This is a genomic window from Sediminibacterium sp. TEGAF015, assembly GCF_025997995.1.
GTDB lineage: Bacteria > Bacteroidota > Bacteroidia > Chitinophagales > Chitinophagaceae > Sediminibacterium.
Window position 1 is genome coordinate 995,925 of the sequence record NZ_AP026683.1, and the last position, 24,485, is coordinate 1,020,409.

General features: G+C 41.3%; 19 protein-coding genes. 9 read left to right on the plus strand and 10 right to left on the minus strand.

The features are described from left to right. Positions 1-4: 4 nt before the first annotated feature. Complete coding sequence (locus TEGAF0_RS04480) at positions 5-1,531, plus strand: M20/M25/M40 family metallo-hydrolase (RefSeq protein ID WP_264900399.1); 1,527 nt, start codon at positions 5-7, stop codon at positions 1,529-1,531. 67 nt (positions 1,532-1,598) lie between these two features. After that, a complete protein-coding gene (locus TEGAF0_RS04485; RefSeq protein ID WP_264900400.1) occupies positions 1,599-2,105 on the plus strand; it encodes a YybH family protein in 507 nt (168 codons plus the stop codon). A 1-nt stretch (position 2,106) separates the two neighbouring features. Here TEGAF0_RS04485 and TEGAF0_RS04490 read toward each other — a convergent pair whose 3' ends face one another. The 3 genes from TEGAF0_RS04490 to katG form a co-directional block, all read right to left on the minus strand. After that, a complete protein-coding gene (locus TEGAF0_RS04490) occupies positions 2,107-2,715 on the minus strand; it encodes a PAS domain-containing protein (protein ID WP_264900402.1) in 609 nt (202 codons plus the stop codon). A gap of 82 nt (positions 2,716-2,797) precedes the next feature. Next, positions 2,798-3,427: a peptidylprolyl isomerase gene (locus TEGAF0_RS04495; RefSeq protein ID WP_264900403.1), complete on the minus strand. Its 630-nt coding sequence runs from the start codon at positions 3,425-3,427 to the stop codon at positions 2,798-2,800. A gap of 89 nt (positions 3,428-3,516) precedes the next feature. Beyond that, positions 3,517-5,739, minus strand: coding sequence for a catalase/peroxidase HPI (gene katG / locus TEGAF0_RS04500; protein ID WP_264900405.1), 2,223 nt, complete (start codon positions 5,737-5,739; stop codon positions 3,517-3,519). 96 nt (positions 5,740-5,835) lie between these two features. Here katG and TEGAF0_RS04505 point away from each other — a divergent pair, with 96 nt between their 5' ends. Next, entirely contained in the window at positions 5,836-7,065 is a 1,230-nt protein-coding gene (locus TEGAF0_RS04505; RefSeq protein WP_264900407.1) for an alkaline phosphatase family protein, read from the plus strand. Here the strand turns inward: TEGAF0_RS04505 and TEGAF0_RS04510 are convergent. Beyond that, on the minus strand, positions 7,062-7,841 hold the full coding sequence (locus TEGAF0_RS04510; RefSeq protein ID WP_264900409.1) for a hypothetical protein: 780 nt from the start codon (positions 7,839-7,841) through the stop codon (positions 7,062-7,064). The two genes, TEGAF0_RS04505 and TEGAF0_RS04510, sit on opposite strands and share 4 nt — an antisense overlap. Before the next feature lie 75 nt (positions 7,842-7,916). Further along, positions 7,917-8,471, minus strand: coding sequence for a SixA phosphatase family protein (locus TEGAF0_RS04515; protein WP_264900411.1), 555 nt, complete (start codon positions 8,469-8,471; stop codon positions 7,917-7,919). Between the two features lie 210 nt (positions 8,472-8,681). Here TEGAF0_RS04515 and glmS point away from each other — a divergent pair, with 210 nt between their 5' ends. Further along, complete coding sequence (gene glmS, locus TEGAF0_RS04520) at positions 8,682-10,520, plus strand: glutamine--fructose-6-phosphate transaminase (isomerizing) (protein WP_264900413.1); 1,839 nt, start codon at positions 8,682-8,684, stop codon at positions 10,518-10,520. 107 nt (positions 10,521-10,627) lie between these two features. Here glmS and TEGAF0_RS04525 read toward each other — a convergent pair whose 3' ends face one another. From TEGAF0_RS04525 to TEGAF0_RS04535, 3 genes are read right to left on the minus strand one after another with little or no spacing between them, the layout of a single operon-like run. Then, complete coding sequence (locus TEGAF0_RS04525; protein ID WP_264900415.1) at positions 10,628-16,285, minus strand: hypothetical protein; 5,658 nt, start codon at positions 16,283-16,285, stop codon at positions 10,628-10,630. Further along, positions 16,285-16,809: a T9SS type A sorting domain-containing protein gene (locus TEGAF0_RS04530; RefSeq protein WP_264900417.1), complete on the minus strand. Its 525-nt coding sequence runs from the start codon at positions 16,807-16,809 to the stop codon at positions 16,285-16,287. Before TEGAF0_RS04530 ends, TEGAF0_RS04525 begins: the two co-directional genes overlap by 1 nt. Further along, entirely contained in the window at positions 16,790-17,245 is a 456-nt protein-coding gene (locus TEGAF0_RS04535; protein ID WP_264900419.1) for a hypothetical protein, read from the minus strand. Before TEGAF0_RS04535 ends, TEGAF0_RS04530 begins: the two co-directional genes overlap by 20 nt. 317 nt (positions 17,246-17,562) lie before the next feature. Here TEGAF0_RS04535 and TEGAF0_RS04540 point away from each other — a divergent pair, with 317 nt between their 5' ends. Further along, a complete protein-coding gene (locus TEGAF0_RS04540; protein WP_264900421.1) occupies positions 17,563-19,779 on the plus strand; it encodes a DUF4954 family protein in 2,217 nt (738 codons plus the stop codon). A gap of 10 nt (positions 19,780-19,789) precedes the next feature. On the opposite strand, the gene TEGAF0_RS04545 is transcribed toward TEGAF0_RS04540, so the two are convergent. Continuing rightward, entirely contained in the window at positions 19,790-20,365 is a 576-nt protein-coding gene (locus tag TEGAF0_RS04545) for a porin family protein (RefSeq protein ID WP_264900422.1), read from the minus strand. A gap of 86 nt (positions 20,366-20,451) precedes the next feature. On the opposite strand from TEGAF0_RS04545, the gene TEGAF0_RS04550 reads away from it, so the two are divergent. Next, positions 20,452-20,730, plus strand: coding sequence for a TIGR03643 family protein (locus tag TEGAF0_RS04550; RefSeq protein ID WP_264900423.1), 279 nt, complete (start codon positions 20,452-20,454; stop codon positions 20,728-20,730). Here TEGAF0_RS04550 and TEGAF0_RS04555 read toward each other — a convergent pair. Beyond that, the gene (locus TEGAF0_RS04555; protein ID WP_264900424.1) at positions 20,717-21,970 is read right to left on the minus strand and encodes a metallophosphoesterase; all 1,254 of its coding nucleotides are present in this window, start codon (positions 21,968-21,970) and stop codon (positions 20,717-20,719) included. The genes TEGAF0_RS04550 and TEGAF0_RS04555 overlap by 14 nt on opposite strands. 113 nt (positions 21,971-22,083) lie before the next feature. On the opposite strand from TEGAF0_RS04555, the gene TEGAF0_RS04560 reads away from it, so the two are divergent. Genes TEGAF0_RS04560 through TEGAF0_RS04570 form a run of 3 tightly spaced genes read left to right on the plus strand, consistent with a single transcriptional unit; the run spans position 22,084 to position 24,482 of the window. Beyond that, complete coding sequence (locus TEGAF0_RS04560; RefSeq protein WP_026763301.1) at positions 22,084-22,884, plus strand: ParA family protein; 801 nt, start codon at positions 22,084-22,086, stop codon at positions 22,882-22,884. 2 nt (positions 22,885-22,886) lie between these two features. Beyond that, entirely contained in the window at positions 22,887-23,816 is a 930-nt protein-coding gene (locus TEGAF0_RS04565; protein ID WP_264900426.1) for a ParB/RepB/Spo0J family partition protein, read from the plus strand. Between the two features lie 6 nt (positions 23,817-23,822). Next, positions 23,823-24,482, plus strand: a complete 660-nt coding sequence (locus TEGAF0_RS04570; protein WP_264900428.1) for a DUF5683 domain-containing protein — start codon at positions 23,823-23,825, stop codon at positions 24,480-24,482. Positions 24,483-24,485: the final 3 nt, after the last annotated feature.

A 24,485-nucleotide genomic window follows, 5' to 3' on the forward strand; every position in this document is an offset into this window, starting at 1 on the left:
TCTTATGAAATCCCTTATAACTTTTTTCGCTGTATGCCTTTGCACTCAAACTTTTTCTCAATCCAAAGAGACCCTAGCTGTTCGCAAATTCAGGGAAGAAAATACCAATGCGATTCTAAAGGAATACGTAGATTTTCTAACCATCCCCAACACTGCCAATGATACCGCAGGACTAAGAAAGAATACCGACTTTATTCAGCAAATGATGCAGCAAAGGGGGATTCAAAACGTCCAATTATTGCAGGCCGCTACACCGAATACGCCACCCGTTGTGTACGGAGAAGTGACTACTCCCGGCGCAACCCAAACCCTCATCTTTTATGCCCACTATGACGGACAACCCGTAAACCCTGCCCAATGGGCCAAAGGATTGGCCCCCTTTCAACCGAAGTTGTATACCGATGCATTGGATAAAAAAGGAACACCGATTCCATTTTCAACACAACCCATTGATCCCAATTATCGCATTTATGCCAGAGGTGCATCGGACGACAAAGCAGGGGTTGCAGCCATCTTACATGCCTACTCAGCAATCAAAAAATTGAACCTACCGTTGGCATATAATATCAAATTTTTCTTTGAGGGTGAAGAAGAAGCAGGCTCTCCGCATTTAGATGAAATTCTACAAAAGTATGCGCCGAAACTACAATCGGATTTATGGATTATTTGTGATGGACCTGTGCACCAGAGCGGTAAGAAACAAATTGTATTTGGTGTGCGTGGTGATACGCATGTAGATCTTACCGTATATGCTTCTAAAAGACCTTTGCATAGTGGACACTATGGCAACTGGGCCCCCAATCCTGCATTGCAACTATCTACCCTACTGGCCAGCATGAAAAATGAGCAGGGCCGTGTAACCATCAAAGGATTTTACGATGATGTAACCCCTTTAACCGCAACAGAGAAAAAAGCATTGCAAGAAGTTCCTCCCGTAGACAATCAAATGAAAGCAGAGTTGGGATTCAATACCCCTGAAATGAAAGGCCTGTCTTTAGGTGAATCGATCAACCTTCCCTCCCTCAATATCAATGGCATACAAAGTGGGAACGTAGGCAAAATGGCATCCAATCAAATCCCTACATTTGCAACAGCCGTGTTAGATTTAAGATTGGTATTGGGCAACGATTGGAAAAGACAACAACAAAAAGTAATTGACCATATCAAAGCACAGGGCTTTCATGTGATTTACAAAGACCCCACCGAGGAAGAAAGAAATCAATACCCCAAACTCATTAAAGTAATTGCTGATGCAGACGGCATGAATGCACAGCGTACTCCTATGGATTTGCCGATGGCGCAAAGGGTGATCAAAGCTGTTCAAACTACTACCCCGGATCAAGTAGTATTGCAACCTACTATGGGCGGAAGCTTACCCCTCTATTTATTTGAGCAAATTTTAAAAGCCAGAACCATAACTGTACCTATTGCCAACCACGACAACAACCAGCACGCAGAGAATGAAAATATTCGCCTTAAGAATTTCTTCGAAGGCATAGAAACCATGGCAGCATTGATGCTGATGAGATAAAGCGCTTGCCGATTCTTTTTTATTTTGTTTAGAAATTTTGCTAACTTATAAGCTAAAACCTAACACAATGAAAAAAATTGCTTTATTCCTCACTACCAGCTTAGTAGCATCAACCCTGTTCTTCAGCTGTAAACCAGCGAATACAGAAAACTCTAAACCTGCTTTCGATTTGGCCAAAGCCAAAACAGAAATTGAAGCAGCCAATAAAATGACTATGGACGCCATTGCTAAAGGCGATTCGGTGGGAGTTGCCAATATGTACACAGACGACGCCAAATTAATGTTTACGGGCATGCCAGCAGCTTCTGGTAAAGCAGCCATCCAATCTGTTTTTGGAGGCATTATTAATTCAGGCGTAACCAAAATAGAATTAACCACCAATGAAGTTTGGGGCACAGAAGATTTGCTAGCGGAAGAAGGTGGCGTAAAAATTTATGTAAAAGACCAAGTAGTTGGTCAGGAAAAATTCATTGTACTTTGGAAAAAAGTAGGTGACCAATGGAAAGTATTCAGAGATATATCTAATTCAAATATGCCAGCGCCTCCACCACCTCCTCCAATGGAAAAGAAATAATTTAACCTATACTACTGGCAACGATTGAATGAATGGTAAGATCCAATTCTTTGGTTTCTTTTAGCAAGGTTTCTAAGTGATGGGCTTTTTCTTCTTCGGTTAAATGGGCATCGAATTTAATGATATTATACAGCCCCATGATGTTCACCACATGCCTTCTGAGTTCATGCGATTGTTGCCAGGTTATTTGTTTTAAACGCTCGTTCTGATATACAATTTGTTCCTCGCTTCGCTTACCCGCTGTAATATCATGTCCCAAACATAAAATGCCTACTGGAGTTCCTGCTGAATCTTTAAACAATGAAAATTCCCAATGCGTCCAATGAAATTCATTTTCATTGTTACTGGGTTTTCTGATTTCTATAGGAAATGCCTGATCGGGAAACTGAAAACATTTCTGTACAATGGCATTACAATTTTCCAAGTCGCCCGGATGAATGGCTATCTCAACGGGCTTACCAATAAAATCGACCCCTAAAAAAGCAAAGCGCTCTTTAAAAAGATCATTCACATATATATACTTCCCTTCTAAATCTGTGATAATAACAGAATACGTAACAGAGTTACGCAGAAATGCGGGTAGCAATTGGATGATCTCGTTTGTTGTCATGGATATTGGGGTAAACAAATATATCAAACTAAGGTTCAAATCTCTTTAAACCTGATTAAGTTATCCTTAAAAGAAAACCTACCTATTTACGTATATACGCCTTTTGAATTTTGTCCAACTTAGGGAACTGCTTCAGAAACAGTTCCGGATATTTCTGGAGGCTATCGTATTTAGCCATTGTTGCTCCCCCATAACCCGAATACAAGGAATCTACCACTTGCATACCCAGAATTACTTTTCCAATGGGTGGATATCCTTTAACCCCACCCGCTACCAAGGTATCTAATCGTTTATTATCTACCAGATTGATAAATAGTGTACTCCCTCTGGTTTCTTTTCCACTGCGGGCATAACTCATATACCCTTTTACATTGCTTTGTTTAACGGGCTCATCTGGCAATTTATACGCTGCCCATTTTTTGAATATACTGGTATCTGTATTGCCCCATTGTGCTACAAAATTGGGAACCACTCTGTAAAAAAGCGTTCCATTATAAAAGCCATGCTTAACCGTTTGATAAAAACGGTCTACTGCTAAAGGTGACCAATCCCTATGTACTTCCACATCAAAAACGCCTTTCGTAGTTTCAAACCTTGTAACAAAAGTTCCAGGTGCTTCTTCTTTTAACCATCTCTCTTTAAAGACAGGTCTGGCGCAGCTGATAAGGAATAACGAAAAAACAAGCGAATAAAAAAGGTACTTAGCTTTCATAAAAAATGTTCTTAGTCAAATATAATGAGCATTACCCAACAAAAAAGCCCCAGGAAAATCCCGGGGCTTTATAATAACACAACTAAAATTTACTTAAGGTCAAAACGGTCAAGGTTCATTACTTTGTTCCAAGCAGCAACAAAGTCTTTCACGAATTTCTCTTTACCATCTGCATAACTGTATACTTCAGCCAATGCACGTAGTTCAGAGTTAGAACCAAATACCAAGTCTACACGAGTACCTGTCCACTTTACTTCACCTGTCTTGCGATCACGTGCTTCAAAGCTGTCTTTGTGGCTATTGGTAGGTGCCCAGGTATGACCTAGATCTAACAAATTCACAAAGAAATCATTGCTTAACACACCAGGCTTATCAGTGAATACACCATGTTTTGAACCGTTGTAATTGGCATTCAACACACGCAAACCACCTACCAATGCAGTCATTTCAGGTGCAGTAAGGGTTAACAATTGTGCTTTATCAATCAACAATTCTTCTGCAGACAAAGTGTACTTTGCTTTTGCATAGTTTCTAAAACCATCTGCAATAGGCTCAAGCACAGCAAATGATTCAACATCTGTTTGCTCTTGAGAAGCATCGGTTCTACCAGGTGTAAACGGAACAGTGATATTGAATCCGCCATCTTTCGCTGCTTTCTCAATGGCTGCACAACCACCCAATACAATTAGGTCGGCCATAGAAACTTGCTTATCACCTGCTTTTGCATTAAAGGCTTTTTGTACTCCTTCCAATGCATCTAATACTTTGCTCAATTGTGCAGGTTGATTAGACTCCCAATATTTCTGAGGAGTTAAACGGATACGACCACCGTTGGCACCACCACGTTTGTCAGATCCACGGAAAGTAGCCGCAGAAGACCAAGCAGTATATACCAATTCAGAAACACTTAATCCAGTTGCTAAAATGTCTGCTTTAAAAGCTGCAATATCTGCCGCATCAATTTGTTTATAATTAGCCGCAGGGATTGGGTCTTGCCAGATCAATTCTTCTGCAGGCACTTCAGCACCTAAGTACAATGCCTTCGGTCCCATATCACGATGCGTTAACTTAAACCATGCTTTTGCAAATGCTTCTGCAAACAAATCTGGATTCTCGTAAAACTTGCGGGAAATTTTTTCATATGCAGGATCTACTCTTAATGCTAGGTCAGAAGTCAACATAATAGGCGCATGACGCTTGTTAGGATTGTGCGCATCAGGAACTGAATCTGCTCCCATACCATGTTTAGGAATCCACTGATGTGCCCCTGCAGGACTCTTCGTTAACTCCCACTCATATCCAAATAAATTCCAGAAATAGTTATTGCTCCACTTGGTTGGGGTGGTAGTCCACGCACCTTCCAAACCACTGGTGATGGTGTATTCACCATTACCGGTTCCGAAAGTATTCTTCCAACCCAAACTTTGTTCTTCTAATCCGGCAGCAGCAGGCTCAGCTCCTACATATTTACTAGGATCACCAGCCCCGTGTGTTTTTCCGAATGTGTGTCCACCTGCAATCAAGGCAACGGTTTCTTCATCATTCATGGCCATACGGGCAAAAGTTTCACGGATATCACGGGCAGATGCCAATGGATCAGGATTGCCGTTAGGTCCTTCAGGGTTTACATATATTAAACCCATTTGTACTGCAGCCAAGGGGTTCTCTAAATCACGATCGCCGGTATAACGCTTGTCACCCAACCACTCACGCTCAGAACCCCAGTAGATATCTTCTTCTGGTTCCCAAACATCTTCACGACCACCTGCAAATCCAAAGGTTTTAAAGCCCATAGATTCTAAAGCCACATTACCTGCTAATATCATTAAATCGGCCCAAGATAATTTGCGACCATATTTTTGCTTGATAGGCAACAACAACAAACGAGCTTTATCCAAGTTGGTATTATCGGGCCAGCTGTTCAGAGGGGCAAAACGTTGCGTACCAGAACAAGCTCCCCCTCTACCATCAGCAGTTCTGTAGGTACCTGCACTATGCCATGCCATACGAATAAAGAAAGGTCCGTAATGACCATAGTCAGCAGGCCACCAGTCCTGAGAATTCGTCATCAACTCAGTCAAATCTTTTTTAACCGCCGCTAAATCCAACGACTTGAATTCCTCTGCATAGTTAAAAGACGCATCCATTGGATTGGAAAGCATTGAATTCTGACGAAGTATATTCAATTTTAATTGATTGGGCCACCAGTCACGGTTTCTGGTACCACCACCAGCTGATTGTACGGCTTTAGCAGTAGCGCCTGTAAAAGGACACTTGGCTTCAGCACCAGCATTCATTGGGTTATTTTCCATATCTCTATTGTGTTTTTAACGGTTTAAAATGATGGCAAAATTACACTGAATCTTGCATTGAAAAGGATTATTTTTAATTAAAACTTAAGGTTCACTATGTTCCGATTCACAATCATCGTTCTGTTTATTTTTTCGTTGTTAAACCAGACAAATGCTCAACAAAGAATACCCAAAATTGTTTTCGTAATTGCAGATGGAATCCCAGCAGAATTCATAGAAAAATCGGCAGCACCCAACTTTCACCGAATTGTCTCCAAAGGATTGTTTAAAAGGGCTTTTGTTGGGGGGATTAAAAACGCTTACAATCAAACCCCCACTATTTCTGCACCGGGCTACAACAATCTCATTACAGGCACCTGGGCCAACAAACACAATGTGGTAGACAACAATATCAAAAAACCCAATTATAATTATTACACCTTATTTCGTTTTTTAAAGGAACAGGATCCGGATAAAACCATTGCCATTTTTTCTACCTGGCAAGACAACCGAACCAAATTGATTGGGGAGGGACTTGCCGCAACTGGAGGAATCAAAATGGATTTCGCATTTGATGGATATGAATTGGACACACTGCAATTTCCGCACGATAAACAAGCTCAATACACCCGGTTAATAGATGATCACGTGATTGCCAAAGCAGACAGCACCATCCGTGTTGCAGGGCCAGATTTATCCTGGATCTATTTACAACATACAGACGATATAGGACATAGACATGGTTTTAGCAGTGAAATGGAAAAAGCGATTTCACAACTGGATGAGCAAATGGGGAAAATACATGCAGCAATTACCTATAGAGAAAAAAATTACAAGGAAGATTGGTTGTTCATTATAACCACGGATCATGGTAGAGATGCTGAAACAGGAAAAAACCATGGTGGACAATCGGATGCAGAAAGAACCACCTGGTTAATGGCCAACAAGAAACAAACGAATGCTTACTACAAAACAAACACACCAGCAATCGTTGACCTATTGCCTACCATGGCAAGGTTTCAAAAAATAAAAATACCAGAAGAACAAGCTTATGAGTTAGATGGCGTAAGCATTATGGGGCCGGTATCCATCTCCAACCCTACCCTGACTTCAGCTGCTGACAGCATTGATCTGAACTGGAAATCCTATGAGCGAAAAGGGAAACTGAAAATATGGGTAAGCTATACCAATAATTTTGCCAAAGGTGGAAAAGACGAATATGAGTTATTGCAAGAAGTAGCCTCCGCTGCAGAAAAAACAACAGTTCCCATCCCTTCAGGAAAAACTTTTGCTAAATACGTATTGCAAGGCAAACACAATTCAGTTAATATACACTGGCACCGCTAGCGAATACTGTGCAAGTATTCGCTACCAACTTTTCCGTAGTTGTCATTCAGATGGGCAGTGATCAATGCATTGATGACACGAGGCTCTTTCTGCCCACTGTATTTTCTGATCAGATAAATCTGTTGATTAATTTCGCTCAAAGGAGCAATCACAGGAACAAACTCGGCCAGCACATCGTTCTTTAGCATACCATATTCAAAGTGCTGATAACAGAACTTCACTTTCTGTCCGGGGGCCAATGTATTACCCGATCCAAACACCGAAGCGTTAAAATAAATACCTCTGTCGGATGCAGGTATTTTACGAACAATCTCTTGTCCTTTCTCTTGCCAGGTTATATAAAAAAAGTTTTGCCCATCCAGTTTATAAAAAGGAATAATGCGCAAGGGAACACCCATTACCAGCAACACACGTTGATTGGTTTCGGGTGAATGAAAATAAGTTCGGGGATTGTAGCCCTCATAATTGATAGGGCGCGAAATAATTTTATACTCACTCTGTACAGCGGCTACCTGGTCCTTTACCGTCAGGTCTTTGCCGGCAGACTTTGGTGTAATTTCAAGCCTTCCTCTTTTCGCATGAATCAACACAACTTTTGAATTAGCATCTTGCAAAACAACTTTATCAGTTGGCTTTAACGGATCGCCCAATCTTAAACCCCTACTCGAAACAGCATTCAATGCGTTACCTTTTATATAGATAACATAAAAATTATCTTCTTGCATGAAGCTCATGCACACTATCATCAAAACAATTCCTATAATAAACTTTTTCATAACCCTTTCATTTTTCAATTAGGCAAGCGACAGATATAACAAAATTACTTATTAATTAACAACCTATTTTCATTGCTAACGCATAGTTGCATTACCTCCCCGATGCGGCTGCCCATATTGATAAGCTGTTGCCGTAGCTTTCCCCGCATCGTCAATAACTACTTTGAATATATAATCATAATCTTCGTCATTTAGTAGCGCTACCGGCCTGTTTCCTCCCAATGCATCAATGGTTTCCAACACGGTATTGGAGTGCCCAACCAGTAAAATAGTTTTTCCTTTCCAAGTAGTATTAATTTTTTCTACCACCATTTGAATGCTTCGAGGATTATACAATTCAATAGGCGCTTTTATATGGGCAGCAGTCTGTACAGTACGTTTTGTATCGGTACTCAACACTTGAACAATATTCTCCTTTTGCAAGTAAGTAGCCAAGTCCATTGCTCTTTGCTTACCTACTGGCGTTAAATCAGGATTGGCTCGATTGGCAAAAGCTGTGTCCTTTTCTGCGTGTCGAACAATCCATACCGTGGTCGATTGCGCAACAGTTGTAATCCAACCGAAAACAACCAAACCTGCTGCAAAAAAAAGTTTTAACAAGATTGATCTGGGTTCTAATTTCATTTGCATGCTTCGATTCATTTTTATCACAACTATTTGGTTTTTGAACTACTGATTATTTTTTTCTGCTTACCTAATTCTGCTTTCTCACTTCGCCTTGACAATCCTGCAAAAAACTGCATATTATAAAAAACGCTATTTCAATACCTGCAAGTTCTTGCAAAACAGTCATTTATTCATTAAATATAATTAAACTTGTAACTAAATAAGTCATTTATTATGTGTGGAATTGTTGGTTATACAGGACCAAGAGAAGCCTATCCTATTGTGTTAAAAGGGCTAAAAAGATTAGAGTACCGCGGTTACGATAGTTCAGGTGTTGCGCTGCTGAACAACAAACAAATTAAAGTTTACAAGAAAAAAGGAAAAGTAGCAGAGCTGGAAGAAGCCGCTATTGGACAAGATGTACACGCAAATATCGGCATCGGCCATACCCGCTGGGCTACCCACGGAGAACCCAGTGATCGCAACGCGCATCCGCATCAATCACAAAGTGGCGAACTGGCCATGATTCACAACGGTATAATTGAGAACTATACCCAGATTAAAAAAGAATTGGAATCCAAAGGATACCATTTTAAAAGCGATACCGACACGGAAGTTTTGTTGAATTTTATTGAAGACATAAAAATCAACAACAACTGTTCATTGGAAGAAGCACTTCGTATTGCATTAAAACGTGTAGTAGGTGCTTATTGTATTTTATTAATTTCCAAAGACGAACCAGAAACCATTATAGCTGCTCGCAAAGGAAGTCCTTTAGTAATAGGCATTGGCAAGGGAGAACATTTTTTAGCGAGTGACGCATCTCCTATTATTGAATACACCAAAGAAGTAGTGTATGTAAACGACTACGAAATTGCGATTGTGAAGCCCGACGAATTGATTTTAAAAAATCTGGGTAATGAAAAGCAAACGCCTTTTATTACCAAGCTGGACATGGAATTGGCTGCTATTGAAAAAGGTGGCTATGACCATTTCATGTTGAAAGAAATTCATGAACAACCGAGTACTATTCACGATTGCTTAAGAGGTAGATTGTTACCCCATAGTTTGCAAATCATGATGGGGGGAATTGAAAACAATATGGAGGCATTCATTAATGCCAATCGTATTATGATTGTGGCCTGCGGAACCAGCTGGCATGCGGGTTTGGTGGCTGAATATTTAATTGAAGAGTTCTGCCGTATTCCAGTAGAAGTAGAATATGCTTCTGAATTCCGTTACAGAAATCCGGTGATACATCAAGGTGATGTAATCATTGCCATTTCGCAAAGTGGTGAAACCGCAGATACTTTAGTAGCATTAGAAAGCGCTAAAGAAAAAGGTGCATTCATTTTTGGAGTAGTAAACGCGGTTGGTAGTTCTATTGCACGTTTAAGCCATGCAGGCGCATACACGCACAGCGGCCCTGAGATTGGCGTAGCTAGTACCAAAGCATTTACAGGTCAGTTGGCCGTATTGATGATGATGGCATTAAAGATTGGTTATGCAAAAGGCACTTTATCTAAAGATCGCTATGCACAACTAATGCACGACCTTGAATCCATTCCTGAAAAAATTAAAGAAATACTAGCAGACACTTCGAATATTCAACGTATTGCTGAAAAATACAAGGACGCATCTGATTTCTTATTCTTAGGAAGAGGGTACAATTTCCCTGTTGCACTGGAAGGCGCATTAAAACTAAAAGAGATCTCTTATATACACGCAGAAGGTTATCCTGCTGCGGAAATGAAGCACGGTCCTATTGCATTGGTGGATGAAAATCTTCCAGTGGTATTTGTGGCAACGAAAGACTCTTACTACGAAAAAATTGTTTCGAACGTTCAGGAGATTAAAGCGCGTAAAGGAATGGTTTTAGCCGTTGCTACTGTTGGGGATGAAGTGATTCCTGGCATGGCCGACGATGTGATGTTTGTTCCTGATGCTGATGAAGCCATTGCTCCTTTATTAAGCGTTGTTCCTCTACAATTGTTAAGTTATTATGTTGGCCTTTACAAAGGGCTTGATGTTGATAAGCCTAGGAATTTGGCGAAGAGTGTGACGGTGGAGTAGAGAGAATTAGATTTATAAAATTCATTTAATAAAAAAGAGTAAGGCGTGAGACCTTACTCTTCTTATTTAGTCTATACAATCCTGACACTTTAAAAAAGTTTTTCAAATTACCTATGGTTTATTAAAAGCCAATTGGTTCCATCGGAAACGTACTGCAAGAAATTATTATTTAAAGTTCTTCCATTATTATCTACTGTTCCTAATATTGCAGACACTGTAGTAATATTGGAATTACTATTATCATTCAATCTAAGAATAACCATCCGACCACTATTCAATGAAGCAGAAGGCAAACTTATACTAACATTATTATTGTTTACATTATAACTTGAAGTAACAATAGTAATTGAGTTATTTAAAATACCACTTGCATTAACTAATAATGAAAAATTAGCGTTGTTTATAGTAAAGTTTCCAGAAGAAGTTGTAGCTGACCCTGCAGTTGAATTTCCGGCATCTCCTTTAGGCCCTTGTGGACCTGCGGGCCCCGCTGGACCTTGCAATCCCTGAGGACCTTGCGCTCCAGTATCGCCCTTCAATCCTTGTGGGCCCTGAGCACCAGTATCACCTTTCAAACCTTGTGGGCCAGCTGGACCTTGCGGACCAGCAGCTCCATCTTTACCGTCTTTACCATTTAATCCATCTTTACCATTCGCACCATCCTTTCCTGCAGGACCTTCTGGACCTTGTGGCCCCTGTAATCCTTGTGGACCTTGTGCTCCAGTATCGCCCTTCAATCCTTGTATACCTTGTGGACCAGCAGGACCTTGCGGACCAACAGCTCCATCTTTTCCGTCTTTACCATTTAATCCATCCTTACCTGCAGGACCTTCTGGACCTTGTGGCCCCTGTAATCCTTGTGGGCCTTGAGCTCCAGTATCTCCCTTCAATCCTTGCGGGCCAGCAGGACCTTGTGGACCAACGGCTCCATCTTTACCGTCTTTACCATTTAATCCATCCTTACCTGCAGGACCTTCTGGACCCTGTGGGCCCTGTAATCCTTGAGGGCCTTGAGCTCCAGTATCTCCCTTCAATCCTTGAGGACCCTGAGCTCCTGTATCACCCTTCAATCCTTGAGGGCCAGCAGGACCTTGTGGACCAACGGCTCCATCTTTACCGTCTTTACCATTTAATCCATCCTTACCTGCAGGACCTTCTGGACCTTGGGGGCCTTGCAATCCCTGGGGACCTTGAGCTCCAGTATCACCCTTATCACCTTTATCTCCTTTTGCACCGTTATTGCCGTGCATCCCAGAATCGCCTTTGTCACCTTTGTCACCTTTATCACCCTGTAATCCTTTCTCACCTTGGACACCTTGAATTCCTTGAATACCCTGGTCGCCCTTATCTCCTTTGTCTCCCTTCAATCCTTGAAGACCTTGATCACCTTTATCACCTTTATCTCCTTTATCACCCTGTAATCCTTTCTCACCTTGTAAACCTTGTGCACCAGTATCGCCTTTATCGCCCTTCAAACCTTGAAGACCTTGATCTCCTTTATCGCCCTTGTCTCCCTTCAATCCTTGAAGACCTTGATCTCCCTTGTCACCTTTGTCACCCTTATCTCCTTGTAATCCTTTTTCTCCTTGGATACCTTGGTCTCCTTTATCGCCCTTATCTCCTTTCAAACCTTGAAGACCTTGATCTCCCTTGTCGCCTTTGTCACCCTTATCACCCTTATCTCCTTGTAATCCTTTCTCACCTTGGATACCCTGAATACCCTGGTCTCCTTTATCACCCTTGTCTCCCTTCAAACCTTGAAGACCTTGATCACCTTTGTCACCCTTATCACCCTTATCTCCTTGCAATCCTTTCTCACCTTGGATACCCTGAATTCCTTGGTCTCCTTTATCGCCCTTATCTCCCTTCAAACCTTGAAGGCCTTGATCACCTTTATCACCTTTGTCTCCTTTGTCTCCTTTATCACCCTGTAATCCTTTCTCACCTTGGATACCTTGAATACCCTGGTCTCCTTTATCGCCTTTGTCACCCTTCAATCCTTGAAGACCTTGATCTCCCTTTTCACCTTTGTCACCCTGTAATCCTTTCTCACCTTGGATACCTTGGTCTCCTTTATCGCCTTTGTCTCCCTTCAAACCTTGAACACCTTGATCTCCTTTATCTCCTTTGTCTCCCTTCAAACCTTGAAGACCCTGATCACCTTTGTCTCCTTTATCTCCTTTATCACCCTTATCTCCCTGTAGTCCTTTCTCTCCTTGGATACCTTGAATACCCTGGTCGCCTTTATCGCCTTTGTCTCCCTTCAAACCTTGAAGACCTTGATCACCTTTGTCTCCTTTCAGACCTTGAACACCTTGATCTCCTTTATCACCCTTATCTCCTTGTAATCCTTTCTCACCTTGGATACCTTGAATACCCTGGTCGCCTTTATCTCCTTTATCACCTTTGTCTCCCTTCAAACCTTGAAGACCTTGATCACCTTTGTCACCTTTATCACCCTTATCTCCCTGTAGTCCTTTCTCTCCTTGGATACCTTGAATACCCTGATCTCCTTTATCTCCTTTATCTCCTTTGTCTCCCTTCAAACCTTGAAGACCCTGATCTCCTTTATCTCCTTTGTCTCCCTTATCACCCTGTAATCCTTTCTCACCTTGGATACCCTGAATACCCTGATCCCCTTTATCTCCTTTGTCTCCTTTCAATCCCTGAACACCTTGATCTCCTTTATCTCCTTTGTCACCCTTATCACCCTGTAATCCTTTCTCACCTTGGATACCCTGGATACCCTGGTCGCCTTTATCGCCTTTATCTCCCTTCAATCCTTGAATACCTTGATCTCCCTTGTCTCCTTTGTCTCCCTTATCACCTTGCAATCCTTTCTCACCTTGTAAACCTTGTATACCCTGATCCCCTTTGTCTCCTTTCAGACCTTGATCACCTTTATCGCCCTTGTCTCCTTTTAAACCTTGAAGACCTTGTGCACCAGTATCACCTTTATCGCCCTTATCTCCTTGCAATCCTTTCTCACCCTGTATACCTTGAATACCCTGATCACCTTTATCTCCTTTCAATCCCTGAATACCTTGATCTCCTTTGTCACCTTTATCACCCTGTAATCCTTTCTCACCTTGGACACCTTGAATTCCTTGAATACCCTGGTCGCCCTTATCTCCTTTGTCTCCCTTCAATCCTTGAAGACCTTGATCACCTTTATCACCTTTGTCGCCTTTATCACCTTTATCTCCTTTATCACCCTGTAATCCTTTCTCACCTTGTAAACCTTGTGCACCAGTATCGCCTTTATCGCCCTTCAAACCTTGAAGACCTTGATCTCCTTTATCGCCCTTGTCTCCCTTCAATCCTTGAAGACCTTGATCTCCCTTGTCACCTTTGTCACCCTTATCTCCTTGTAATCCTTTTTCTCCTTGGATACCTTGGTCTCCTTTATCGCCTTTGTCTCCTTTCAGACCTTGAACACCTTGGATACCTTGGATACCTTGATCTCCTTTATCACCTTTATCACCCTGTAATCCTTTCTCACCTTGGATACCTTGAATACCCTGGTCGCCTTTATCGCCCTTGTCTCCCTTCAATCCTTGAAGACCTTGATCTCCCTTGTCACCTTTGTCACCCTTATCACCCTTATCTCCCTTATCTCCTTGTAATCCTTTCTCACCTTGGATACCCTGAATACCCTGGTCTCCTTTATCGCCCTTATCCCCTTGTAATCCTTTCTCACCTTGAATACCCTGGTCGCCTTTATCGCCTTTATCTCCCTTCAAACCTTGAAGACCTTGATCTCCCTTGTCACCTTTATCCCCCTTATCACCTTTATCCCCTTGTAATCCTTTTTCTCCTTGGATACCTTGAATTCCTTGGTCGCCTTTATCTCCTTTGTCTCCCTTCAAACCTTGAACACCTTGATCTCCCTTATCTCCTTTGTCTCCCTTATCACCCTGTAATCCTTTCTCACCTTGAATACCCTGATCCCCTTTATCTCCTTTGTCTCCTTTCAATCCCTGAACACCTTGATCTCCCTTGTCGCCTTTATCACCCTTATCTCCCTGTAGTCCTTTCTCTCCTTGAATACCCTGATCGCCTTTATCTCCTTTATCACCTTTGTCTCCCTTCAATCCTTGAAGACCTTGATCACCCTTGTCACCCTTATCTCCTTGTAATCCTTTCTCACCTTGAATACCCTGGTCGCCTTTATCGCCTTTATCTCCCTTCAAACCTTGAAGACCTTGATCTCCTTTGTCGCCTTTATCCCCCTTATCACCTTTATCTCCTTGTAATCCTTTTTCTCCTTGGATACCTTGAATTCCTTGGTCGCCTTTATCTCCTTTGTCTCCCTTCAAACCTTGAAGACCCTGAATTCCTTGGTCGCCTTTATCTCCTTTGTCTCCCTTCAAACCTTGAAGACCCTGAATTCCTTGGTCGCCTTTATCTCCTTTGTCTCCCTTCAAACCTTGAAGACCCTGAATTCCTTGGTCTCCTTTATCGCCTTTGTCTCCCTTATCTCCTTTTGCACCTGCAACACCTTGAAGACCTTGATCGCCCTTGTCGCCTTTATCACCCTTATCTCCAGTTAATCCTTTTTCGCCTTGTAAACCTTGTGCACCAGTATCTCCTTTATCACCTTTGTCTCCTTTATCGCCCTTCAAACCTTGAAGACCTTGATCACCTTTGTCTCCCTTGTCTCCTTGCAATCCTTTCTCACCTTGAATACCTTGAATACCTTGGTCTCCTTTATCGCCTTTGTCCCCCTTCAAACCTTGAAGACCTTGATCACCTTTGTCTCCTTTATCACCTTTTTCTCCTTTATCTCCAGTTAATCCTTTTTCACCTTGTAAACCTTGTGCACCGGTATCACCTTTGTCGCCCTTGTCTCCCTTCAAACCTTGAAGACCTTGATCTCCCTTATCGCCCTTATCTCCTTTTAAACCTTGTAACCCTTGCGCACCCGAATCCCCTTTATCTCCCTTATCACCTTTGTCACCCTTGTCACCTTTAGGACCTTGAGGACCTTCAGAACCTGTTACTCCTATATCACCCTTATCTCCCTTGTCACCCTTGTCACCTTTAGGACCGGGAGGACCTGGATCACCCTTATCTCCTTTCTCACCTTTTTCGCCTGACACAGTTGCACCATTAGTTGCGCCACCAGTAAGCTGACCTCCTGAAGTAATAATGCTTGCTCTGATAGATCTAAGCATTGCAGCGGTATCAGAGATATTTAGTTTGGTATCAATTTTTTTATTCAAACTTTCACCCTCAGATTTCAGCATATATGGTTTTAACATAGCAGCAGTATCTGTATAATTCATTTTCAATTCCAGGCCACTTACATTTCCTGCATAATTGGCAAAAGGAACAGACAGGAACTGAGAGGTACCCATATTAATATACTGTTGATCTGCAACCCAACCTGCAGTTGGATTTGTTGGCGCAACAGCTGCTTTAATATTCAAGAAGAAAGGACCGTTTGCCCAATCAATTAAACTGTAAGAACTTAATCCAGCACTTCTTTGCCCCTGTCCAATAACAATAGTAAACAAACCATCTCCGGAAGTTTTCACTTCATAGGTTTCAGCATAAACAGTATTTCCGTTAGCATTACCTTGTAATATGGTCGTCTTTACATGCACAGTACGCTTAGATGCCGGAACACCCGCTGCATCCAATGCTACTGCCTGAAATAAAATTCCTTTGGGAACGCCTGCTTTCTGAGCACTTAATGCAGGAGCCCCTAATAGAATAGAGGCAGTCAACAAACTCAGGATGGCAATAATTCTACTAAACATTATCTGTTATTTTTAATGAATTTGATGGATTGAAGTCTCGCATTAGAACTGAGGAGCGAAACGATATAATTTCCATGAAGCAAATTGGCTACAGGAATTCTTGCACCATTAATAAGTGCACTAAAATCTGTTTTAACAACCTGTACCACTCGGCCCGTGAAATCAGTCACGTGCAAATAATATTGATCGTCCGATGCTAAATTCTGAGCATTCAGCACTTTTATATTTAAGATATCGGTCGTAGGAATAGGATAAGCCAGCACTTGCAGTTCAAGTTTCTGCGTTTCAGGACAGGTTAGTGTAAAACTGCCAGGCTTTGAATTAAAGAAAACTTTAAGACCATTTGAAACCTCCAGGCACTTCTCACTTTCAATAATAGTAGGTGCACTGTGAATCATTTCAGTTGATCCCATATTTCCAAAACCACCAATCACAAACTTACCTGTTATCTGTGCAGACGCACCAACAGATAAGACTGTGCTGATGAATAAGAAAATGAATATTTTATTTACCTGTTGTAACATAGGTCAACTGGATTACTTTACCCTGATAGGTATACTTCAATTTTAAAATGTTACTGTTGCTTTCTTCAATGAGGTAACTCTGTAAAACTTCAACTCCTGAAATAAGATTGACATAAGAAGTTGATAAAGCCTGAGGATTAGGTACATCCCATTTTCCAACCACACCATCACTGTCTTTGAATGAACCACCCTGATAAAAAGTAATCATGTAGGTATTGGACCCGTTAGAACTAATGGTAGAGAAATTTGACTCTGCAGAACCATTAACTGTTACTTCAGTCAATCTCCAAATGGTTGGATTGTTGGCAGCCCCAGTGATGGTTGCTTTTGCAATTGCGATGGGATCTGCCGCTATTTCTTTGCTACAGCTTGTAAACAAGCCCGCAGAAAAAATTAGCAGGAGAGATAATAAACGCGCGTATTGTTTCGTTTTCATGTGTCAATCATTTTAACAGGGGCAAATTTGTTCGACTGCACACGCGTATTATATGCCTAAGATTAGGGATAAGAAAAATATTTAATAAGTGATTTCTTTATAACTTATTGATATTCAACTAGTTGTAAAAATATTTTGATATCAAATTTTCGTAAACACCTCCCCCACACGAAAGGTCAAAATAGAAAAATACCAGACTGTTGGTATGATAAAATTGTGCAATATTGAACCATGTATGAATAAAGGAGGATTGTATCTTAGTGTTTTCGGTATATAATTATTCATAAATAAATAGCTCAATAGTATATTTGATTACAATGGCGCAAAATAATATCACCAAGACCCCCCTTGATGCTTTAGGTTACGGATTTATCAAAGACCATCATATTCCAAAGGGTAAGGATGAATATTATCTGCGGAATATGCAAATGCGAAATGGTATTCATTACCGAACGCTAACTGCATATGAAATTGAACAACTGGTTCGTAATGGTAATACCACAGATAACTGGAATCATATACTCGTTTCGGATGCATTTAATCCAGACCTAGTAAAGAACTGTAAATTTCACGGCCTTGTTAGAATTGGAAAACTAGAACCCTTTTGTCTGGGCTTTAGTGATTTAAAAACTCCAGTTGGATTATACAATTCAACTATTATCAGTTGCGACTTCGGAGATAATGTTGTTATCAACAATGTCAACTACCTCTCACATTATATTATTGGCAGCGAAGCCATTATTACCAACGTAAATGAATTGGTTACCACCAATCACTCTAAGTTTGGTAACGGAATTGTAAAGGACGGAGAATCAGAAGAAGTGCGTATTTGGCTGGAAATCTGCAATGAAAACACAGGCAGAAAAGTGTTGCCATTTGATGGCATGTTACCCGGCGATGCTTTCCTTTGGAGTCGTTACAGAGATGACAAAGCATTGCAGCAAAAATTCGTTGAATTCACCGAAAAGAAATTCAATAATAAAAGAGGTTATTACGGAAAGGTTGGCGACAGAACAGTTATTAAGAATTGTAACATCATCAAAGATGTTTGGGTAGGTTCTGATGCTTATTTTAAAGGAGCTAACAAACTCAAGAATCTGACGGTAAACTCCAGCCCTGAAGGACGCACCCAAATTGGGGAAGGCTGTGAAATGGTGAATGGAAATATTGGCTACGGTTGCCGGATTTTCTACGGTGTTAAAGCAGTTCGATTTATCATGGCCGACCACTCTCAATTGAAATACGGAGCAAGATTGATTAACTCCTATCTGGGACAAAATGCTACCATTTCTTGTTGCGAGGTATTGAATTCATTAATATTCCCTGCACACGAACAACACCATAACAATTCATTTTTATGTGCAGCACTGGTAATGGGACAAAGTAATATTGCAGCCGGTGCTACCATTGGATCGAATCACAATAGCAGAAGCGCTGACGGTGAAATCATCATGGGCCGTGGCTTCTGGCCGGGTCTCTGCGTAAGTTTGAAACACAATTCAATCTTTGCTTCTTTCACAATGATCAGCAAAGGAGACTATCCTGCAGAATTGAATGTACCGATTCCTTTTTGCTTAATTAGCAACGATACTAAGAACGATCAGCTGACTATTATGCCAGCCTATTGGTTCCTCTATAATATGTATGCATTGGCACGCAATGCAGGCAAATATTCTCAGCGGGATAAAAGACACGACAAGACACAGAAACTCGAATACGATTATCTGGCGCCTGATAGTGTCAATGAAATTTTTACTGCAATGGAAAAGCTGGAACTATATACAGGCCAGGCTTATCTGCGTTCAGAAAAAAAATTGGATCTAGATACCACAGAAGCAATGGCTGTAGGGAAGCTCTTACTTAAGAGCAATAATAGACTGGTTGATTCACTGGAAATTATTGCCACAGATATAGAAAACAGCAAACGCAAAACAGTATTGGTTAAAGTGCGTCAGGCTTACAAAGTGTTTGAAGATGTCCTGGTATTCTATGGGGTTAAATCTTTGTTATGCTTAATTGGCAAAAATATTCCAGACTCCATTGAAGCTTTAACCAAACGCATTCCGAAAAAACTGAGCAGGACATCATGGATTAACTTGGGCGGTCAACTTATGCCTGCTGCAGATTTGGCTGAGCTGCGCAAAAAAATCACTTCCGGTAAAATAAAAGGATGGGACGATTTACATGCGCAATATGCAGTTAAAGGAGAATTATATGAAGAACAAAAATGCCACCATGGTTTGGCCACACTAAGCGAAATCACTGAAATCTCCTTGAACCAATTAGACAAACACCAGATAAATTATTTACTGAACAGCGCCATATCCACCATGGAATGGATGACGAAGGGCATTCACGATTCTAGAGCAAAAGACTACAGCAATCCATTTAGAAAAATGGTCTATGAAAGTTTTGCAGAGATGAATGAAGTGGTAGGTAAACTGGAAGACAACAGCTTTATAAAGGAACAAATAGGAGAACTGAAATCCTTTAAAAAAGAAATCAGTTCTCTCAAAAAACAATTGGGGATATAATCGGGAGATCTTAAAACTTAAGCCCTAGTCCTAATTGTATCTGTTGATTGGTCCATTTTTGCTGGTCTGTGAAATCATTGATATTCTGTAAACCAACATTGTACCTGCCATAGATACGCAATACTTTTAAATTTACCTGCGCACCCAATACCATGGATAAATCGCCGGCTTTAAATGCCTGCTGACCATTGCTCAGCAAATTTTCGTTCTTGTTAATGAGCACTCCAAACTGAGGCCCCGCTACAAAGCTTAACAAACCAATTGGACTGTAACGCAAAAGAATTGGCACCATTAAATAATCCAGCTTAACATTGGTTGGCAACGTGCTGTAAATGGCATCCAAATTTGTAGCGGGCTTAGTAGATGTTTGACTCCAGATAACTTCGGGCTGAATACCCCAACGCTTGGCAAAATCAATTTCAGCAAACGCACCGGCGTGATATGAGAAATTAAATCCCTGATCAAAAGACTGCCCCTCTATCTTATTTAAGTTGGCACCCGCCTTAACACCCAATCTGAATCCGGTTTGTGCATGCAACACTGTCCCGATAATAACCATGAAGGCAACTAAAAAAATCTTACGCATACATTTTGTTTAAGTGAATCAAAACAATTTATATGCCATAGACGAATAAACATGAACCAATGTTACACTTGAAATGTTAAAAATGCATGAATACGTTAACAGAGAAAGACAAGGACCGTATTATTGAAATGGCTTGGGAAGACCGAACGCCTTTTGAAGCCATAGAATTTCAGTTTGGATTGTCTGAAAAAGAAGTGATTGAATTTATGCGCTTAAACAGCAAAGCATCCAGCTTTAGAATGTGGCGTAAACGCATGAACGGACGCAGCACCAAACACCAGCAACTGCGCGAGAAAGGAATCAACCGCTTTAAATGCAGTATGCAGCGTGCAATATCGCTGAATAAAATAGCTAAGCGCGGATAAATTCTATAACAGTAATTTCCGGCATAATGCCTACCCTGCCCGGATAACCAATGAAGCCAAAGCCCCTGTTGACATATAATTTCTGAGCACCATCTTCGTAAAGGCCTGCCCATTGTTTATACATCCATTTTACCGGACTCCATTTAAAATAAGGATTTTCCAATCCAAACTGCATCCCGTGTGTATGTCCTGAAAACATGATATCAATATCGGGATAGTCTGTTTTTACCTGCGCATCCCAATGGCTGGGATCGTGACTGAGCAAGAGTTTGAAAGGAATTCCTTCTGTACCCTTAATCGCTTCTTCCATTTTGCCGTATTTAGGGAACCGGCCTTTGGCGCCCCAGTTTTCAATACCCAATATGGCAATTTTTTCTCCGTTTCTTTCCAATACCCGGTGTTCATTCATAAGCAAATCCCACCCCATTTCTTTGTGCACTTGCATTAATGCCTGCAAATTGGCTTGCTTTGCTGCAGCAGAAGGCCATTGTACATAATCTCCATAATCGTGGTTTCCCAATGAACTGTATACCCCCATTGGCGCTTTTAAACGGGCAAAACTACTTTTTAGTGGTGCCATTTCCGTGGCGCGATCGTTCACCAGATCACCTGTGAAAAAGATCATATCGGGGTTTTGCGCCAGTATCAGGTCTATGCCTTTGTTTACCGCTGCAATGTCTTGCAGACTGCCACTGTGAACGTCGCTGATTTGCACCAGTTTTAATCCCTCAAAAGCTGAAGGCAAATTCGGGAAAGACAATTTTATTTTTTTTACCTGATAACTGTATTTGTTTTTAAAACCCCAGAGCATGGTACCAAATAGCGTAGAACCCAGTCCCAGCCCAATCCAGCTTAGGAAAACGGAACGGGAAACCATGGAGCCATCTCCCAGTGTCTGCCCTCCGGTCTTTCTGTAAATATTCACAATAGTCCACCAACCGCCTCTGCGGATATCATCCACCAGAAAGATGGTAGTGGCTATTAATTTGGCGATAAATAATCCCGCTAGTATGGCAAAAACATAATTCCGAAAGATTTTAGACTGCTGCAAGGCAGGCACAAACGGAAATGCCATCAAAGAGAAGATGGTGAGCACCGAAACCACCCAATATCCAAAGTGAATGTACATTCTGGCCCGCTCAGAAATTGGCTGGGTAACGGTTTTAACCGCCTGGTACACATAAAAATCAAGCAAAACCATAATGGCGGCTATAAAAAACAAAGTCCCTGTACTGCGCATATTTTAATATAATGGGTAAAGATAAGCACCCTCCATAACAGCGATCGGATAATATTGTTTGAGAGCTGTATCCGATGCCGTATTTTTGACAACCGAGAAAAGGAATAGCAACTATGGCAAGAATTATTGGCGTGGCCAATCAAAAAGGCGGAGTAGGTAAAACAACCACTGCAATCAACGTAGCAGCCAGTCTGGCTGTTTTAGAATACAAGACCCTGCTGGTGGATGCGGATCCCCAGGCAAATAGTACAACTGGGGTGGGCTTTGACCTGCACAATATCACCAACAGTTTATACGACTGCATGGTCAATAGTGTAACTGCCAATGAAGTGATTTTAAAAAGTGATATTCCAAATTTAGACCTGATTCCCTCTCATATTGATCTGGTAGGTGCAGAACTGGAAATGATTAATTATCCGAATCGCGAAAATGTAATGAAGAATATTTTGGATGCAGTACGCGACCGCTATGATTTTATTATCATCGACTGCTCTCCTTCTCTGGGTCTGATTACGGTGAATTCACTGGTGGCTTCTGACAGTGTAATTGTGCCTGTTCAATGCGAATTCTTTGCCTTGGAGGGATTGGGTAAATTATTGAACACGATTAAAATTGTTCAGAACCGTTTGAATCCTGCCTTACAAATTGAAGGGATATTAATGACCATGTACGATGGACGTTTGCGTTTGTGCAACCAGGTGGTTAGCGAAGTACGACGTCATTTTGATGATATGGTTTTTGCTACCATCATCCATAGAAATACCAGATTGAGCGAGGCCCCCAGCGTTGGTAAGCCCGTGATTTTATACGATGCAGAAAGTAAGGGTGCCGTGAATTACCTGAACCTGACCAAGGAAATTCTACAGAACAACGGCATGACTAAAATTTCTAACCAGGAAAGAATTATTGAATAATTATGAGCAATCCAAAACCTAGCAAAGATCTGATTGGTAAAGGACTTAGGTCTTTACTGCAAAATATAGATACCGATTTAAAGAATACCTCTGGAAGTTTAAAGAGTGAAGTGGTGGAGCAAGTAACTACCAGTTCGCGAATTCCATTAGCGGATATTCAAATCAACCCAAAGAACCCAAGAAGAGATTTTGATGAGCAAGCCTTACAGGAATTGGCGAACTCCATTAAAATGCATGATATCATTCAGCCTTTAACGGTTAGCAAATTACCTAATGGTAAGTACCAGTTAATTGCAGGCGAAAGAAGATTTAGGGCGTCTAAACTGGCCGGACTAAAAGATGTTCCTGCCTATGTAAGACAAGCCAATGACCAACAATTACTGGAGCTGGCTTTACTTGAAAATATTCAGCGCGAAAATTTAAATGCCATTGAAACGGCATTGAGTTTTAAGCGTATGATGGAAGAACTGGATTATACACAGGAACAGGTGGCAGAGAGAATGGGCAAGGAAAGAAGTACGGTTACCAATTATATTCGTTTATTGAAATTGCCACCGGATATTCAGGCGGCTGTGCGCAATGGCAGCATTACAATGGGCCATGCAAGAGCATTGATTAATATTGATACCATCGACAAGCAATTGTATGTATTCAAAGAAATACAGCAAAAGCAATTGAGTGTTCGTCAAACAGAAGAACTGGTTAGAAAATTATACAAGGGCGATAAATCTTCAGGTGCTACAGCAGGAAGTGGTGCAAAAAATGATTTACCTCCGGCTTATCAGAAAATTGAAGACAACCTTGCCTCACATTTTAGCACCAAAGTGAAAATGACCCATAACAAAAAGGGCTACGGAAGTATCTCTATTGAATACTACTCATTGGATGAGCTGAATAAGATTCTGGATTTGATGAATATAACTGTGGGTTAAACTGGCATGTTCAAAAAATTATTGATTGTTTTTGTTTTGATTCTTGTGGGATCAAAAGGCGTATTTGCACAAACGGCTACCGATAGTGCGAAGGCCGCTGTAGTGCCGACACTCAGCCCGAAAGAACAATCCAAATTGCAGAAGAAAATAAGGGACTCCATCTGGTTACTCACGCATATTCCGCAAAAAGCAACACGTCGTTCTGCCATGATACCAGGATGGGGACAGGCATACAACCGCGAATACTGGAAGATCCCATTGGTGTATGGCATTCTGGGAATTCCAGCTGCTACTTATGTGTACAACAATTCTTTTTACAAAAAAACCAAGTTCGCATACGAAGCATTGTTTAAAGCTCAATCCGGCGACAGTTCTGATATTGCAGCGATTGATCCGGAACTAAGGGGTTTGAGTATTGGTTCTATGCAGAACTATCGGAACGCTTTTCGCAGAGATCGTGATTATTCGATTCTCTGGTTCATATTAGCCTGGGGATTACAAGTAGTAGATGCCACTGTATTTGGACACTTAAGACATTTTGATGTAAGCAATAGTTTGAGTATGCAGATTCAGCCTCAGTTGAATCCGGCAACACGAACACCCGGCTTATCCTTTCAATTTACTGTTAAAGAAAAAAGCAAGAAGCCACTGGCCATTGCCCGATAAAAC